This is a genomic window from Cellulomonas sp. KRMCY2, assembly GCF_000526515.1.
GTDB lineage: Bacteria > Actinomycetota > Actinomycetes > Actinomycetales > Cellulomonadaceae > Actinotalea.
The window spans coordinates 1,632,366-1,646,773 of sequence record NZ_JAGF01000001.1; the positions used below are offsets into that span (position 1 = coordinate 1,632,366).

Genomic DNA, 14,408 nt, shown 5'->3' on the forward strand with positions numbered 1-14,408 from the left:
CCTGCCATCGTCGCCCCAAGGCGCATCTCCCGACGCCGGCGGCTGCTCAGCCGTGCGCCCCTCCGCTCCCACGGCGGCGCCATCACGGCACGTCGCCGGGCCCGGTGCGTCATCCTTGACCCGCGACGATGACGGAGATCTCCCGGGACATCGCGACCTGGAGGGAATATGTTCAGCATGCTGAGCATTCACTCCGAGAACCGAGCACCATGACCGCGACAGAAGGCAGCCGCGCATGACCACCACCGAGACCGTCGTCCTGCTGGACGACGACGGGACGCGCCTCGGCACCGCCGACAAGGCCACCGTGCACACGACGCAGACCTCGCTGCACCTCGCGTTCTCGTGCCACGTCCTGAACGCCGCCGGCCTCGTGCTCGTCACGCGGCGCTCGCTGGCAAAGGCGACCTGGCCCGGGGTGTGGACGAACAGCGTGTGCGGCCACCCTGCCCCCGACGAGGAGCCGACCGATGCGGTACGCAGGCGAGCACGCTTCGAGCTCGGGCTCGAGCTCACCGACCTGCAGCTGGTGGCGCCGGACTTCCGCTACCGCGCGACCGACGCCTCGGGCCTGGTGGAGAACGAGATCTGCCCGATCTACACCGCACGTGCCGTCGCAGAGCCCGTGCCGAACCCCGACGAGGTCATGGACCACGCGTGGGTCACTCCCCAAGGGCTGCGTACCGCGATCACCGCGGCCCCCTGGGCCCTGAGCCCCTGGCTCGTCAGCTCCGCACCCCACCTCGGCAGGCTCGACGACCGCCTCGTGAGCCGGTCATGAGCGCCCTGACGATCGCACCCGCGCGCGACCTCGAGCTCCAGGTCGAGGACCTCGTCACCACCGCGACCGAGCGTGCACGCCTCCGGGCGGCACCGTTCGGTCCCGAGTACGTGCTGCTGTGGTCCGAGATCGCGCGCAGCGTCCGCGGCGGCAAACGCTTCCGGTCGGCCATCGTCCTGCGCACCCACGAGGCCCTGCGCGGTGAGCACCCGTCAGCCGCGGTGAGCGTCGCGGCGGGCTTCGAGATGCTGCACACCGCCTTCCTGATCCACGACGACCTCATCGACGGCGACACCATGCGACGCGGGCAGCCGAACCTTGCCGCGACCATGCACCGCCAGGCCATGGCCGCCGGGCACGGCACCGAGTGCTCGCGCCGGTGGTCGGACGCCGCCGCCGTCCTGGCCGGTGACCTCGCCCTGAGCCAGGCGCACCGGCTGATCGCGTCCGCGGACGTGTCCCCCGCACGTCGCGAGGCCCTGCTGGACCTGCTCGACGAGACGCTCGTCGTCACGGCCGGCGGCGAGCTCGCAGACACCGCGTTCGGTCTCGGGCTGCACACGCCGAGCCTCCAGGAGTCGCTGCTGGTCGCGGAGACGAAGACGGCGATGTACTCCTTCCGGGCCCCGCTGCGCGCCGGGGCCGTGCTGGCCGGGGCCGGGCAGCGCGTGCTCGACGAGCTCGACGACCTGGGCCGTCTGCTCGGCCGTGCCTTCCAGCTCGTCGACGACCTCCTGGGCGTGTTCGCCCCGGAGGAGGCCAGCGGCAAGAGCAACCTGAGCGACCTGCGCGAGGGCAAACGGACCCCGCTGATCCTGTTCGCCGCGACCATGCCGGTATGGGCGGAGCTCGCCGACCACGTCGGGCGCCCCGACCTCGACGAGGCGACGGCCGCCGGCCTTCGACGTGCCCTGGCCCGCTCGGTGGCGCCGACGATGGTGCAGGACGCCATCCGCGCGGACCTGACGGTCGTGCGCAGCCGCCTGTCGACCGGACGCCTGCCCGATGCGCTCGCGCTCGTCGTCGCCTCGGTGGCCGACCAGATCGGTGCGGCGCTCGGCGATGTCGCGCGGCACATCGACGAGGCCCGATGAGCGGCCGGCTGAGCCTCTACGACACGGTCGCCCAGCGTGCGGCCGACGTGATGGTCCGGGGCTACTCGACGAGCTTCGGCCTGGCCACCCGCCTGCTGCCGCCGATCGAGCGGGTGCACGTGCGCAACGTCTATGCCCTGGTGCGCCTGGCGGACGAGGTCGTCGACGGCGCGACCCAGGAGGCAGGCGCCGACGCCGGCACGGCCAGGGGACTGCTCGACCGCCTCGAGGCGGAGACCTACGAGGCGATGACCACCGGCTACAGCACCAACGTCCTGGTGCACGCCTTCGCGACGACGGCACGGTGGGCGGGGATCGGCACCGAGCTCGTCGAGCCGTTCTTCGCCTCGATGCGCACCGACCTGGACCGCTCCGACCACGACGCCGCGAGCCTGGCCCGGTACATCCACGGCTCCGCCGAGGTCGTCGGTCTGATGTGCCTGCGGATCTTCCTCGCGAGCGCGCCGGCGGCGAACCGGCCGGCCCGGTACGACGCGCTCGCACCAGGGGCCAAGGCGCTCGGCGCGGCCTTCCAGAAGATCAACTTCCTTCGCGACCTGGCCGAGGACCATGAGGCGCTGGGCCGCAGCTACTTCGTCGGGGTCGACCCGCAGCGGCTCACCGAGACCCAGAAGCGGGCGATCATCGCCGACATCGACGCCGACCTGGCCGTGGCCGCCGTCGCCGTCCGTGACCTGCCGCCGTCGGCACGCCGGGCCGTGCGGGTCGCGCACGCGCTCTTCGCCGAGCTGTCGCGCCGGTTGGCGGCGACCCCGGCGCGCGACGTCCTGCGCAGTCGCGTGCGCGTACCCGGGCCGGTCAAGGTCCGGCTCGCCGTCGTGGCGTTGCTGCCGAACCGGCCAGGGGGTCAGTGATGTCCAGGAGCGCTGTCGTCGTCGGCGGCGGGATCGCGGGGCTGGCCACCGCTGCCCTGCTCTCGCACGAGGGGTACCAGGTCACCGTGCTCGAGGCGCGCGACGAGGTCGGTGGGCGGGCCGGCTCCTGGGTCGCCGACGGCTTCCGGTTCGACATCGGGCCGTCGTGGTACCTGATGCCGGAGGTCTTCGAGCACTTCTTCGCGCTCCTGGGGACCACCGCGGCCGAGCAGCTCGAGCTCGTGCGCCTCGACCCCGCGTACCGCGTCTACTACGAGCACCACGAGCCGCTCGACGTCCGGTCGGACCTCGAGGACAGCGTCCGGCTCTTCGAGGGCGTCGAGCCCGGCGCCGGCGAGCGGCTGCGCGGCTACCTGGCGTCGGCGTCGGACGCCTACACGATGGCCACCCGTCACTTCCTCTACACGACGTACGCCTCGCTGCTGCCCCTGGCGAGCGTCGAGGTGTTGACCCGGTTGCCCCAGCTCGGCCGGCTCCTGACGCAGTCCCTCAAGAGCCGCATCCACGAGACGGTCAGCGACACCCGGCTGCGGCAGATCCTGGGGTATCCCGCGGTGTTCCTCGGTGCGGCCCCCAGCCTGACCCCGAGCATGTACCACCTGATGAGCCACCTCGACCTCGTCGACGGTGTGCTCTACCCCCGGGGCGGCTTCACCGAGCTCATCGCCGCGATCCACCGCCTCGCGGCGAAGGCCGGCGTCGAGGTGCGCACCGGGGCGGACGTCGTGGCGATCACGACCGGGCCCACCCGTGGGCCGCGGGAGCGCGGGCTGCTGCGCCGCGCCCGCGCGACAGGTGTCCGGTACCGGGACGCCGACGGCAGGACCTACGAGCTGCGGGCCGACCTCGTCGTGGCCACCACCGACCTGAGCCACGCCGAGCGCGACCTCCTGCCACCGCGTCTGCAGTCGTACTCCCGGCGCTGGTGGCGTGCGCAGCTGCCAGGTCCCAGCGCTGTGATGGTCTACCTGGGCGTGCGAGGACCGTTGCCGCAGCTCGAGCACCACAGCCTGTTCTTCGCCGAGAACTGGGACCGGACGTTCGAGCAGATCTTCGCCCCCCTGACGGCGGACGACCCGCGGCCCATGCCCGACCCGACGTCGGTCTACGTCAGCCGGGTGACCGCCACCGACCCGACGGCTGCGCCCGACGGCATGGAGAACGTCGTCGTGCTCGTCCCGGTGCCGCCGGACGTCCGCCTCGGCCGGGGGGGACTCGACGGTGCGGGCGATCCCTGGGTCGAGCGCGTCGCCGATGCGGCGATCGCGCAGATCGCCGGCTGGGCGGGTGTGGCGGACCTTGCCGAGCGCGTGGTGCTGCGACGCACGATCGGACCGGCCGACTGGGCGCACGACCTGCGTGCGTGGCGCGGTACGGCGCTCGGCCCGGCTCACACGCTGCGGCAGAGCGCCATGTTCCGGGCCGGCAACGCCTCGCGACGGGTCGCCGGGCTGTACTACGCGGGCGGCTCGGTCGTGCCAGGCATCGGCCTGCCGATGTGCCTGATCAGCGCGGAGCTCGTGATCAAGCGGCTGCGCGGGGACACCTCGACCGGGGCGCTCCCTGTCCCGGCCTTCGAGCGGCGCCATGCATCGGTGCCGGTGCCGGTGCCGGTGGCGGCCGAGGTCCGGGCCCCGGCTGAGGTCCCGGCCCCGGCCGAGGTCCCGACGCCGGCTGAGGTCCCGCTGCACCACCCCGGTGCGGGAGCTGCATGAGCGCCGCGTACGGTCTTGCCCTGCTGGTCTCGCTCGCGGGGATGGCGATGCTCGACCGCCGGTTCCGGCTCTTCTTCTTCGACGCGCCGCGTCGCGCAGCCGTGGTGCTGGTGTCCGGGGTGGCCTTCTTCGTCGTCTGGGACCTCGTCGGGGTCGACCTCGGGATCTTCTTCCGCGGCCGGACCGAGTTCATGTCCGGCTGGCTGCTCGCGCCACAGCTCCCGGTGGAGGAGATCGGCTTCCTCGCCCTGCTGTGCTACCTGACGATGAACCTCTACGTCGCGTTCACCCGACTCACCGTCCGGGACCGGGAGCGGGCAGCGCCACGCCCGGGAGGTCACGGGTGACGTACCTGTACCTGGCCATGGTGTTCATCGGCCTCGCCACGACGGTGGCGCTCGTCGCCCGATGGCGCACCGGCGGGCCGTCCGTCACGGCGATCGCCCTGAGCGTCGTCGTGCTCGCCGCGACGACGGCCGTGTTCGACAACCTGATGATCTCCGCGGAGCTGTTCGGCTTCGCCGAGGAGCACCTGATCGGTGCGTTCGTCGGGCGGGCCCCGGTGGAGGACGTCAGCTATCCGGTGGCCGGTGCACTGCTGCTCCCGGCCCTGTGGCACCTGCTCGCCGGACGTGAGCGCGACCGGGCCGAGGGGCGGGCCGAGCCTGACCCAGCCGAGGACGGCCGTTCGACGCACGCCCCGAGCGGGGGCGACCGGTGACCGCAGGTGGCGTCACCGCGACGCTGCGTCAGCTGGCCCTGGCGTCCCGGCCGCTCAGCTGGGTCAACACCGCCTACCCGTTCGCCGCCGCCTACGTCATGGCCGCGCATGAGATCGACCTCCGCCTGGTCGTCGGGACGGTGTTCTTCCTGATCCCCTACAACCTGCTGATGTACGGCGTCAACGACGTGTTCGACCACGAGTCGGACCTGCAGAACCCGCGCAAGGGTGGCGTCGAGGGCGCGCTGCTGGACCGGCGTCTGCACCGGACGACGCTGGCCGCGGCCCTGCTGCTCCCGCTGCCGTTCGTCGCGGTCCTGGTGGCGGTGGGCCCGCCGCTGTCCTGGCTGGTCCTGGCGGTGTCCCTGTTCGCGGTGCTCGCCTACTCGGTGCCGGTGCTCCGGTTCAAGGAACGCCCCGTGCTGGACTCGCTGACCTCCAGCACGCACTTCGTCTCGCCGGCCCTGTACGGGCTGGTCCTGGCCGGACAGCCGATCGGACGCGCGGCATGGCTCGTGCTCGCCGCCTTCTTCGTGTGGGGCGCGGCGAGCCAGGCTTTCGGCGCCGTCCAGGACATCGCCGCCGACCGCGCGGCCGGGATCGGCTCGATCGCGACAGTCCTCGGTACCCGCGGCACCGTCCGGTTCTCGCTGGGCTGTTACCTGCTGGCCGGTCTGCTCCTGCTCGCAACCCCGTGGCCCGGCCCGCTCGCCGCCCTGCTGGTCCTGCCCTATGCCGCGATCGTCTGGCCCTTCCGGTCCGTGCCCGACGCCGCCGCGGAGTCGGCCAACCGTGGCTGGCGCCAGTTCCTCGGCGCCAACTACGCGGTCGGCTTCCTCGTCACGATGCTCCTGATCTGGAGCGCCCGCCTCTGACCCACGGGTGCGTCGCGCGGACGCGCAAGGGGGAGAACGCACTGCCGGGTCGGACACCAGCCCCCTGGTTCGGCCCGACCCGGCAGCGCGAGGTCCTCAGCCAGCATCCCCCGAGCCGACGAGGACATTCTCGGGTGTGGAGTCACAGCGATACCCCACACCCCTGACGGTGGCGATCTGCAGGCAGCCCCCCAGCTTCTCCCGCAGTCGCCGCACATGAACGTCTATGGTGCGCGTGCCCACGGCGGACGCGCCCTTGTGCCACACGGTCTCCAGCAGCTCCTCACGGCTCACCGCGCGGTGAGCGGAGCGCAGCAGGTACTCGAGCAGCGCGAACTCCTTGAAGGTGAGCGTCACGTCGCGCCCGTCGATGGCCAGGGTGCGCGCGTCGGTGTCGAGGACGACCTGCACCGGCTGGGTCGTCAGCCACGCCGTCCTGGCCCGCGTGGCCGCGGTGCCGGCGGTGGGCTGTGGGGCGTCGTCGGGCAGCGTGCTCGACTCCTCGAGGGCCTCGCGGAGCCGGGCGACGACGTCACCCTGGGAGCCGTGCCCGCCGAGAGCGAGGGCCGATCGGGTGGTTGCCTGGGGCGCGACGTCCGACACCAGGCGGACGATGGCCTGGGCCAGATCGGCGAGGAGCGCCCGTCCGGCGACCCCTGCCTCGCCCATCCCGACGTACAGGGCGAAGCCCGGTTCGACCGGGCGTGACTGTGCCCGAGCACGCACCGCGGATGCGGCGGTCACAGGGAACGCGACAGCAGTCATAGGTGCAGTGTGACTGCCCCCGCGGCCACGACCAAGCCCCCGGAGCCGACTGTCTCAGATCGTGGACAAGGATCACCCGGTCGAGGCAGTGCCACGGCTGGTCGACGCAGTGCCACGGCGCGCGAGGACCGCGGTGGGGCGAGGCGGGTCGGCAGCAGGTCGAGAGCAGGTCGACGGCAGGATCGGCGGGCGCCCGTCGGGCACGCGCCGGGGGCGACCTCGGTCAGACCAGGCCGTAGAGCCGGTCGCCGGCATCGCCGAGACCGGGCACGATGTACGCCTTGTCGTTGAGCCGCTCGTCGACCGCCGCCACGACGATCTTGACGTCGGCGCGGTCACCGACGTGCTGACGGACGAGCTCGAGCCCCTCGGGCGCGGCGAGCAGGCAGATGCAGGTCACGTCGCGCGCGCCCCGCTCGAAGAGGTAGTCGATGCTGGCCACGAGCGTGCCGCCGGTCGCGAGCATCGGGTCGAGGACGAAGCACTGCCGGCCGGACAGGTCGTCGGGCAGCCGGTTGGCGTAGGTGATCGCCTTCAGCGTCTTCTCGTCGCGCTGCAGCCCGAGGAACCCGACCTCTGCGGTGGGCAGCAGGCGGGTCATGCCCTCGAGCATGCCGAGGCCCGCCCGCAGGATCGGGACGACCAGGGGCCGGGGCTCGGCCAGGTGGGTGCCGATCGTGCTGGCCACCGGGGTGGTGATCTCGACCGGCTCGACGCGCACCTCGCGGGTGGCCTCGTAGGCGAGCAGGGTGACGAGCTCGTCGACGAGCAGACGGAACGTCGGGGACGTCGTCCGCTCGTCGCGCAGGATGGTGAGCTTGTGGGCGATGAGAGGGTGGTCGGCGACGTGCAGGCGCATGACTGAACCGTACCGGCTGGTAGCCCCTGCTCTGTGGGCTAACGTCCGACGAGGTGGCCACCGGGCCACGCGGCGCGTCCGGGTCGGGTGAGGTGGGCGGTGAGCACGATGCGCGAGGACGACGAGCGGCACATGCAGCTGGCCCTGGCCGAGGCGCGCCTGGCTCCCGCCACCGGGGACGTGCCGGTCGGTGCTGTGGTCGTCGGGCCTGACGGCGCGGTCTTGGCCCGCGGTCGCAATGCCCGGGAGGCGACGGGGGACCCGACAGCCCACGCCGAGATCATCGCCCTGCGCGAGGCTGCGGCCGCCGTCGGACGATGGCGGCTGGACGAGTGCACGCTCGTCGTGACGCTCGAGCCGTGCGCCATGTGCGCCGGGGCGATCGTGCTGGCGCGGATCCGGCGCCTGGTGCTCGGCGCCTGGGACCCCAAGGCCGGTGCGGCCGGCTCGGTGCACGACCTGGTCCGGGACCGGCGCCTCAATCACCGGGTCGAGCTGGTCGGCGGGGTCCTCGAGCAGGACTGCGGAACGCTCCTGCGCGAGTTCTTCGCGACGCAGCGCTGACGGGGTCAGGCCGCGGCGGCGGGGCCACGTCGCGCTGACCGGCGTCCCGGCACGGACGGCAGTCAGCCGACCGCCGGGAGGACCTCCGCGAGGTGGACGAGCGTCTCCGACGTCCCGGCCTCGACCCGGACGGTGGCGAGCTCGTCGCCGCGGGTGGCACCCCGGTTGACGATGACGACGGGCAGCTGCGACCTGGCGGCGTGCCGGACGAAGCGCAACCCGGACAGCACGGCGAGCGACGACCCGGCGACGAGCAGCGCGTCGGCGCCGTCCACGACGGCGAAGGCGTCGGCCACCCTCGCCCTGGGCACGTTCTCGCCGAAGTAGACGATGTCCGGCTTGAGCATCCCGCCGCAGCGCTCGCAGTCGGCGACGACGAAGCCCGCGGTCGACTCGATCACGGCGTCGGCGTCCGGCGCGATCTCCACGTCGGCCACCGCGGCGACCGTCTTGGTGAAGCCCGGGTTGAGCGCCTCGAGGCGACGCGCGAGGTCCGCCCGGCCGGTGCGGGCCTCGCAGGCGAGGCACACGACGTCGACGTAGCTGCCGTGCAGGTCGATGACGCGGCGGCTCCCGGCGAGCTGGTGCAGCCGGTCGACGTTCTGGGTGATCACGCCGAGCACGACGCCGCGTGCCTCCAGCTCGGCCAGGGCGCTGTGGCCGGCGTTGGGCAGCGTGCGGTGGACGTGCTGCCAGCCGACGTGGTTGCGGGCCCAGTAGGTGCGCCGGAAGGCCGGGTCGGAGACGAACTGCTGGTAGGTCATCGGCCGCCGGGGAGGAGAGTCCGGACCGCGGTAGTCGGGGATGCCCGAGTCCGTCGAGATGCCGGCGCCGGTCAGCACGGCCACCCGCCGACCGGACAGCACGTCCGCGGCTCGGTCCACCGCCTCGGGCCGGGCGGCGTCCGCGGTGGAGGTGGAGGTCGACATCACCGCTCCACGGTACGTCCGGCGACCGGACGATTCGGAGTCCGGTGCGCCGACCGGGTATCGTCACCCGCGAGGTAGCGTGTCCGAGCGGCCTAAGGAGCACGCCTCGAAAGCGTGTGAGGGTGAAAGTCCTCCGTGGGTTCAAATCCCACCGCTACCGCCATGGGGTACTGACGGAACTCAGGCTCTTGCAGTGACAGAACCCCTCGTGAGGGGCCCGACAGGGCCTTCGGCGGGGGGTTCGGTCGTCTCGGGGCACGGCTTGCGAACGCGTGCGTCGGCCTCACGATCCCGATGACGGTTGCCCCACACGTCCCGCTGCCGATCTACCACAACAGCGGGCTCTGCACCTGACGGGAGTCCAACATGGTTGCGCTGCTGATCGTGGCCGCTGCGGTTGCCGTGGGAGCCGGCTGGTTCCTGGCAGGACTCAGGGGCGCGCCTGCGACGGTCCTGACGCTGCTCGGCTTCGCTGTGGTGATCGGTGCCGCGTGGGTCACCGACGGTGACGGTCAGAGGGTTGCGACGGCAGCCATGGTCGGCTACGTCGTCGCTGTGACCGTGCGCTCGACGTCCCGGTTGGTCGTGCACCGCAACGCCGTGTAAGGGGGCGTCGCGCGCCCGGTGTCACCGGACGCAGTCACTCGTCCGCCGGGCGCGCTGGCGCACGCGGACCCCCTAGCGTCAAGCCGACGGGAGGGGGCCGACGTGCGACGCACCGCCTGGCTCGTGCTGTCCCCGTGGCTCGTCGTCGCGGTCGTGAGCGGGGTCGCCTGGGCGACGATGCTCATCCTCCGGGAGCTCCTCACCACCGACGGTGGGGGGCTCGGGAACCTCGGGGGCGAGCTCCTCGCCGTCCTCGGCGCCGCGGTCGTGTGGCTCGGCGGATCCGTCGCGCTCCTGCGCGAGGTCGCGCGCCGAACCTTCGCGGCACCCCTCGCGCGCGGGGCGGTCCGCGGGGCCGTGGTTGGCGCGGTCGTGTGCGCCGTGCCCGTTGCCGGCACCATCGGCCTCCTCGACTCCGGCGGTGCGCCGTGGGTGGCGGGGCTCGTGCCCGTCTTCCTGCCCGCCGCCGGCACGGTGGCCTTCCTCGTCACGGAGCGTCGGCTCACGGGTCGTGTGGTGCCACCTCACGACGGCCGGCGACGAGCCGCGCCTGCCGCGCTCCTCGTCGCGCTGGCGGGCGCTCTCGTAGGAGCGACGGCGGGTGTCGTCGTCGACGTCGTCGTGCTCGGGCCGTCGTCGGACGAGCTCGGGACCGCCGCTCGCGGGCTCGTGCCGCCCGGGTACACCGTGGAGGATCCCGTGCCGATCAACGGGACGGTGCTGCTCAGCGCGCACCCGCCGTCGTCGGCGCCCGACGCCGGTGACGTGGAGGCGACGGTCGCTGCCGCGGGGTGGCGCACCGACGACGTCGAGCGTGAACCTTGGGGGACGACGCTGGTGGTCTCACGGGGCGACGTCGAGGGGACGGTCTTGCTGGACGAGGACGGGATTGCGCCGTACACCGTGACGGTGCGGCGACGCCCCGTGGACGGGCGCGGCGCCTTGGCAGGGGGCCTGCTCGGTGCGGGTGCGGGTGCGGGTGCCGTCGGAGCGATCGTCCGGCGCCGCACCTGAGGCTGGTCCTTGCCGCCGGACGCCTTCGCGGGCAGCTGGAGCGGCCGGGTCGGCCCGTCACCGTCGGTGCTGAACGCGCTCCTGGCTTCTGACAACATCGAGATCTTCATCCACGTCCCGAGGACACCATGATTCAGTTCGCGCAGATCTCGTTCGAGCGTGCGGTGGAGTTCCGTGACCACGTGGAGGCGCGTGAGCCGTTCTTCCTCCAGGAGTTGGCGGGGTGGATGGACGCCACCGGTGGCCCGGTGGAGGGGATGGACGCGTCCGCGGAGTCGTTGGTGGAGCTGTGGGCGTGGTTCGTCGGCTTCGTCGATGCAGGGTGTCCGGGGGTGGCGACCGACCTGCTGCCGGCCGACCAACCCGACTCCGAGCCGTGCGAGACGTCGCGGCTGTCCGCGGTGGCGGAGCGGGTGAACCACGACGTGCGGCTGGTGGTGGCCCGATACGATCCGCCGGCCCCGTGGGCGGTGCTCCGCTCGCCGAAGGGCAGGCCACCGCACATCTACCAGAACCACACCGGCATCCAGCGTTCGGACGGGCAGGTGCCGGACTTCGAGTTCGTCGGGATCATCAGTCGAGGGCTCGTGACGGGTCGGGCGCGGACCCGTGAGCCGGACCGGTTGCTCCAGCTCGTGCAGGCGCGTTATCCCGCGGTGGTGCTTGGCGGGGTGCGGGGGGAGTCGGTGCTGGCGCCGTACCTGACCGCGGATTTGGGTCCGGTCCCGCCGCAGGCGGTGTCCCCGGTGCTGCGCTGGCTGGCCGAACCCGAACCCCCGGCACGGCCGGCCCCGGCCCCACCGGCCCCGGCCGGGCGGGGCATGGTCAAGCAGCCGCAGCTGGTGGTGATGCGCGGGCCGGGCGCGGGCCTGGAGGACCCGCGCCTGCTGGAGCCCCTGGACGAGGCAGTGGTCGCGGCCGCGCTGGTCGACCTCGGGTACACCATCGAGGGACGCCGGCCCGCACCCGCGGACCTGACCCTGGACGAGGCGACCTTCACCGCCGGGGCCGACGACATGTGGGTCAGCGAATTGTGCGTCGCGGCGCACGACGGGCGCCTGCGCCTGGTCGACGTCAACCAGACCGTCGCCACCCCCGAGCACTGGGACCGTGTGGTCTCGCGGTTGCGTCGCCTGGCCCGCGACCTGGGCGCCGCCCTCGGCGAACCCGACGACCTCGACACCGACGACTGAGGACGACCCGCGAACCACCCGCCGAACCTGTCTGCCGATCGCGCCACTCGCGGCGGCTCGGCCGGTGCGGGTGGATCATCCAGCAGAGGCAGGTCGAGCGCCGAGCTCGTTCAGTCGGGTGCGAAGGAACGCATGCTCGGCCGGGTTGGTCGCCAGCTCGAGAGCACGCCGGTACGCCGTCACCGCCGCGTCTCGTCTCCCGGCTCGACGGAGCAGGTCCGCGCGGGTGACCTGGTAGGCGTGGTACCCGGCGAGGTCGAGCGTGTCGAGGATGTCGAGGGCCGCCTCTGGCCCGTCCGTCTCCGCGACCGCGACGGCACGGTTGAGTGCGACGACGGGGGTGGGGTCCACGGCGTACAGCTGGTCGTAGAGGGCGACGATCTGGCGCCAGTCCGTGTCTTCGAGACTCCTGGCGTCGGTGTGGACGGCGTTGATGGCGGCGAGGATCTGGTAGCGGCCGGGCTGTCCCCTGCGCAGGCAGGCGCGGACGATGTCGTGGCCCTCGGCGATGAGGGCGCGATCCCAGCGGGAGCGGTCCTGGTGCGCCAGCAGGACCAGGACGCCGTCCTCGACCCGGCTCGGCCGGCGCGCGTCGGTCAGGAGCATCAGGGCGAGCAGTCCGAGCACCTCGAGGTCGTCCGGCATGAGGGCCGCGAGGATCCTCGTCAGCCGGACCGCCTCGACGCACAGGTCGGTCCGGACCACCGGGCGCCCGTCGCCTGCCGGTGCGGCGGTCGGCGTCGAGGGTAGGTAGCCCTCGTTGAAGATGAGGAAGAGCGTCGCGAGGACCGCGCTCAGGCGGTCGGGCAGCTCGGCGTCCGACGGCACCCGGTACGGGATCCGTGCCGCCTTGATCTTCTGCTTGGACCGGGTCAGCCGCTTCGCCATCGCCGCCTCGTCGACCAGGAAGGCGCTCGCGATCTCGGCGACGGTCAGGCCGCCGAGGAGTCGCAGGGTGAGCGCGACCTGGGCGCCGGTCGCCAGCGCCGGGTGGCAGCAGGTGAACATCAGCCGGAGCCGGTCGTCCACGACCGAGGAGACGGGTGCGGTGGCCCAGTCGCTGGTGTCGCTGATCATGGCGGCCTGCGCATGTTTGGCGTCGCGGATCGACTCGCGGCGGATCCGGTCGATCGCCCGGTTGCGGGCCGTCGTCGTCAGCCAGGCCCCGGGGTTCGGAGGCAGGCCGGACTCGGGCCAGCGCTGCACGGCGATGAGGTACGCCTCCTGGGCCGCCTCCTCGGCCACGTCGATGTCGCCGAAGTGGCGGACCAGGGTCGCGACGACCCGACCGTGCTCCTCCCGGAAGACACGGTCGAGATCGGGCGTCCCGCGCGTCGACACGAGGCCGTCAGGCTTGCGGCTCGTCCTGGAACGGGCGCACCTCGACGGGCCCGGCGCAGGCCGCGGACCCCCTGCGGGCCAGCTCGAGCGCGGCGTCGAGGTCGGGGACGTCGACGATCCAGAAGCCGCCGAGGTGCTCCTTGGACTCGAGGTAGGGCCCGTCGGTGACGACCGGGTCGCCCGTGCGGGTCGCATCGACCACCGTGGCGGTGTGCGCCGGGTGCAGACCGCCGGCGAACACCCACGAGCCGGACCGCTGGAGATCGGCGTTGAACCGGTCGACGGCCGCATAGAGGTCGTCGACGTTGTCCGGGACGGGGTCGGCGTCGCTGCCGTGGACCGACAGCAGGTACTGCGTCATGTGTGCTCCTCGTTCTCGGGACCCTGGTCAGGCCTGGTGGATGACTTCCTTGCCGTCGATGACCTCGATGTCGCCGCGGTCGAGCACCCCGGCCGGTTGCAGCGTCAGGGCGACGGCCCCCGTGGACGTCGTCGTCGAGCCGATGAGGGTGAACGACCCAGGGGCGCTGCCGTCGCGGAAGAGCCGCTTCCCCTGGCCGACGACCACGGGGAAGACGATCAGTCGGTACTGGTCGATCAGGCCGGCGTCGTGCAGCGTGTGGGCCAGCGCGCAGCTGCCGTGGACCTGGAGCTCGCCGCCCGGCTTCGCCTTGAGCAGCTCCACCGCCGCGACGACGTCGCCGGCGATGACGGACGAGTTGCGCCACGAGGGCTCGCGCAGCGTGGTCGAGACGACGTGCTTGGGCCGGGTGTTGAGCACCGTGGCCACGACGTCGTCCGGGTCGGTGATCTGGGACCAGAAGGCCTGCATCATGTCGTAGGTCGTCCGGCCGAGCAGGATCTCGTCGGTCTTCGCGAACCAGTCGCCGACGATCGCCCCGAACTCCTCGTCCACGAAGGGGACGACCCCCCCGCCCTGGTCGAAGCCGTCCGATCGGTCCTCGTCCGGTCCGCCGGGTCCCTGCATGACGCCGTCGAGGCTGACGAACGCGTTGAGGGTGAGCTTCATCGTGTCTCCTTGTCGAGGCTGCCTG

At 72.6% G+C, this 14,408-nt stretch carries 17 protein-coding genes and 1 tRNA gene; 12 read left to right on the forward strand and 6 right to left on the reverse strand.

The genetic code is table 11. From position 1 onward, the window contains the following. The first annotated feature begins 235 nt into the window (after positions 1 to 235). Genes idi through K415_RS0107915 form a run of 7 tightly spaced genes read left to right on the forward strand, consistent with a single transcriptional unit; the run spans position 236 to position 6,082 of the window. Entirely contained in the window at positions 236 to 781 is a 546-nt protein-coding gene (idi, locus tag K415_RS0107885; RefSeq protein ID WP_024286531.1) for an isopentenyl-diphosphate Delta-isomerase, read from the forward strand. Next, complete coding sequence (locus tag K415_RS0107890; RefSeq protein WP_024286532.1) at positions 778 to 1,875, forward strand: polyprenyl synthetase family protein; 1,098 nt, start codon at positions 778 to 780, stop codon at positions 1,873 to 1,875. Before idi ends, K415_RS0107890 begins: the two co-directional genes overlap by 4 nt. Next, the gene (locus tag K415_RS0107895) at positions 1,872 to 2,750 is read left to right on the forward strand and encodes a squalene/phytoene synthase family protein (RefSeq protein ID WP_024286533.1); all 879 of its coding nucleotides are present in this window, start codon (positions 1,872 to 1,874) and stop codon (positions 2,748 to 2,750) included. Before K415_RS0107890 ends, K415_RS0107895 begins: the two co-directional genes overlap by 4 nt. Further along, positions 2,750 to 4,486 (forward strand): phytoene desaturase family protein, encoded by a 1,737-nt coding sequence (gene crtI, locus K415_RS0107900; RefSeq protein ID WP_024286534.1) that lies wholly within the window; start codon positions 2,750 to 2,752, stop codon positions 4,484 to 4,486. The genes K415_RS0107895 and crtI overlap by 1 nt, the downstream gene beginning before the upstream one ends. Beyond that, entirely contained in the window at positions 4,483 to 4,833 is a 351-nt protein-coding gene (locus tag K415_RS0107905) for a lycopene cyclase domain-containing protein (protein ID WP_024286535.1), read from the forward strand. Before crtI ends, K415_RS0107905 begins: the two co-directional genes overlap by 4 nt. Next, positions 4,830 to 5,207, forward strand: a complete 378-nt coding sequence (locus K415_RS0107910; RefSeq protein WP_024286536.1) for a lycopene cyclase domain-containing protein — start codon at positions 4,830 to 4,832, stop codon at positions 5,205 to 5,207. Before K415_RS0107905 ends, K415_RS0107910 begins: the two co-directional genes overlap by 4 nt. Continuing rightward, positions 5,204 to 6,082, forward strand: a complete 879-nt coding sequence (locus K415_RS0107915) for a prenyltransferase (RefSeq protein WP_024286537.1) — start codon at positions 5,204 to 5,206, stop codon at positions 6,080 to 6,082. The genes K415_RS0107910 and K415_RS0107915 overlap by 4 nt, the downstream gene beginning before the upstream one ends. A gap of 96 nt (positions 6,083 to 6,178) precedes the next feature. On the opposite strand, the gene K415_RS0107920 is transcribed toward K415_RS0107915, so the two are convergent. Beyond that, positions 6,179 to 6,847 carry a winged helix-turn-helix domain-containing protein gene (locus tag K415_RS0107920; protein ID WP_024286538.1) on the reverse strand — a complete coding sequence of 223 codons (669 nt, stop codon included), beginning with the start codon at positions 6,845 to 6,847 and terminating at the stop codon, positions 6,179 to 6,181. Positions 6,848 to 7,070: 223 nt separating this feature from the next. Beyond that, positions 7,071 to 7,706: a uracil phosphoribosyltransferase gene (gene upp / locus K415_RS0107925; protein ID WP_024286539.1), complete on the reverse strand. Its 636-nt coding sequence runs from the start codon at positions 7,704 to 7,706 to the stop codon at positions 7,071 to 7,073. Between the two features lie 108 nt (positions 7,707 to 7,814). Between upp and tadA the strand changes: the two genes are divergently transcribed. Then, the gene (tadA, locus tag K415_RS0107930; RefSeq protein ID WP_029663382.1) at positions 7,815 to 8,270 is read left to right on the forward strand and encodes a tRNA adenosine(34) deaminase TadA; all 456 of its coding nucleotides are present in this window, start codon (positions 7,815 to 7,817) and stop codon (positions 8,268 to 8,270) included. A 62-nt stretch (positions 8,271 to 8,332) separates the two neighbouring features. Here tadA and K415_RS0107935 read toward each other — a convergent pair whose 3' ends face one another. After that, the gene (locus K415_RS0107935; protein WP_029663383.1) at positions 8,333 to 9,199 is read right to left on the reverse strand and encodes an NAD-dependent protein deacetylase; all 867 of its coding nucleotides are present in this window, start codon (positions 9,197 to 9,199) and stop codon (positions 8,333 to 8,335) included. Between the two features lie 73 nt (positions 9,200 to 9,272). Between K415_RS0107935 and K415_RS0107940 the strand changes: the two genes are divergently transcribed. The 4 genes from K415_RS0107940 to K415_RS0107955 all read left to right on the forward strand — a co-directional run bounded on the left by K415_RS0107940 (position 9,273) and on the right by K415_RS0107955 (position 12,012). Beyond that, positions 9,273 to 9,362 (forward strand) — tRNA-Ser (locus K415_RS0107940). A gap of 203 nt (positions 9,363 to 9,565) precedes the next feature. Then, positions 9,566 to 9,805, forward strand: coding sequence for a hypothetical protein (locus K415_RS0107945; RefSeq protein WP_024286542.1), 240 nt, complete (start codon positions 9,566 to 9,568; stop codon positions 9,803 to 9,805). 102 nt (positions 9,806 to 9,907) lie between these two features. Next, positions 9,908 to 10,819 (forward strand): hypothetical protein, encoded by a 912-nt coding sequence (locus K415_RS0107950; protein ID WP_024286543.1) that lies wholly within the window; start codon positions 9,908 to 9,910, stop codon positions 10,817 to 10,819. Positions 10,820 to 10,947: 128 nt separating this feature from the next. Continuing rightward, positions 10,948 to 12,012 carry a hypothetical protein gene (locus K415_RS0107955; RefSeq protein WP_024286544.1) on the forward strand — a complete coding sequence of 355 codons (1,065 nt, stop codon included), beginning with the start codon at positions 10,948 to 10,950 and terminating at the stop codon, positions 12,010 to 12,012. Between the two features lie 75 nt (positions 12,013 to 12,087). On the opposite strand, the gene K415_RS0107960 is transcribed toward K415_RS0107955, so the two are convergent. Genes K415_RS0107960 through K415_RS0107970 form a run of 3 tightly spaced genes read right to left on the reverse strand, consistent with a single transcriptional unit; the run spans position 12,088 to position 14,383 of the window. Then, positions 12,088 to 13,353, reverse strand: a complete 1,266-nt coding sequence (locus K415_RS0107960) for an RNA polymerase sigma factor (protein WP_024286545.1) — start codon at positions 13,351 to 13,353, stop codon at positions 12,088 to 12,090. A gap of 7 nt (positions 13,354 to 13,360) precedes the next feature. Next, positions 13,361 to 13,714: a YciI family protein gene (locus K415_RS0107965; RefSeq protein ID WP_024286546.1), complete on the reverse strand. Its 354-nt coding sequence runs from the start codon at positions 13,712 to 13,714 to the stop codon at positions 13,361 to 13,363. Positions 13,715 to 13,741: 27 nt separating this feature from the next. After that, positions 13,742 to 14,383, reverse strand: coding sequence for a dihydrofolate reductase family protein (locus K415_RS0107970; RefSeq protein ID WP_024286547.1), 642 nt, complete (start codon positions 14,381 to 14,383; stop codon positions 13,742 to 13,744). Positions 14,384 to 14,408: the final 25 nt, after the last annotated feature.

Excerpts from the sequence above, each read along its gene's own strand:
- idi (WP_024286531.1), top strand. The coding sequence starts at position 236 with ATGACCACCACCGAGACCGTCGTCCTGCTGGACGACGACGGGACGCGC.
- K415_RS0107890 (WP_024286532.1), top strand. The coding sequence starts at position 778 with ATGAGCGCCCTGACGATCGCACCCGCGCGCGACCTCGAGCTCCAGGTC.
- K415_RS0107895 (WP_024286533.1), top strand. The coding sequence starts at position 1,872 with ATGAGCGGCCGGCTGAGCCTCTACGACACGGTCGCCCAGCGTGCGGCC.
- crtI (WP_024286534.1), top strand. The coding sequence starts at position 2,750 with ATGTCCAGGAGCGCTGTCGTCGTCGGCGGCGGGATCGCGGGGCTGGCC.
- K415_RS0107905 (WP_024286535.1), top strand. The coding sequence starts at position 4,483 with ATGAGCGCCGCGTACGGTCTTGCCCTGCTGGTCTCGCTCGCGGGGATG.
- K415_RS0107920 (WP_024286538.1), bottom strand. The coding sequence starts at position 6,847 with ATGACTGCTGTCGCGTTCCCTGTGACCGCCGCATCCGCGGTGCGTGCT.
- upp (WP_024286539.1), bottom strand. The coding sequence starts at position 7,706 with ATGCGCCTGCACGTCGCCGACCACCCTCTCATCGCCCACAAGCTCACC.
- tadA (WP_029663382.1), top strand. The coding sequence starts at position 7,815 with ATGCGCGAGGACGACGAGCGGCACATGCAGCTGGCCCTGGCCGAGGCG.
- K415_RS0107935 (WP_029663383.1), bottom strand. The coding sequence starts at position 9,199 with ATGTCGACCTCCACCTCCACCGCGGACGCCGCCCGGCCCGAGGCGGTG.
- K415_RS0107945 (WP_024286542.1), top strand. The coding sequence starts at position 9,566 with ATGGTTGCGCTGCTGATCGTGGCCGCTGCGGTTGCCGTGGGAGCCGGC.
- K415_RS0107955 (WP_024286544.1), top strand. The coding sequence starts at position 10,948 with ATGATTCAGTTCGCGCAGATCTCGTTCGAGCGTGCGGTGGAGTTCCGT.
- K415_RS0107965 (WP_024286546.1), bottom strand. The coding sequence starts at position 13,714 with ATGACGCAGTACCTGCTGTCGGTCCACGGCAGCGACGCCGACCCCGTC.
- K415_RS0107970 (WP_024286547.1), bottom strand. The coding sequence starts at position 14,383 with ATGAAGCTCACCCTCAACGCGTTCGTCAGCCTCGACGGCGTCATGCAG.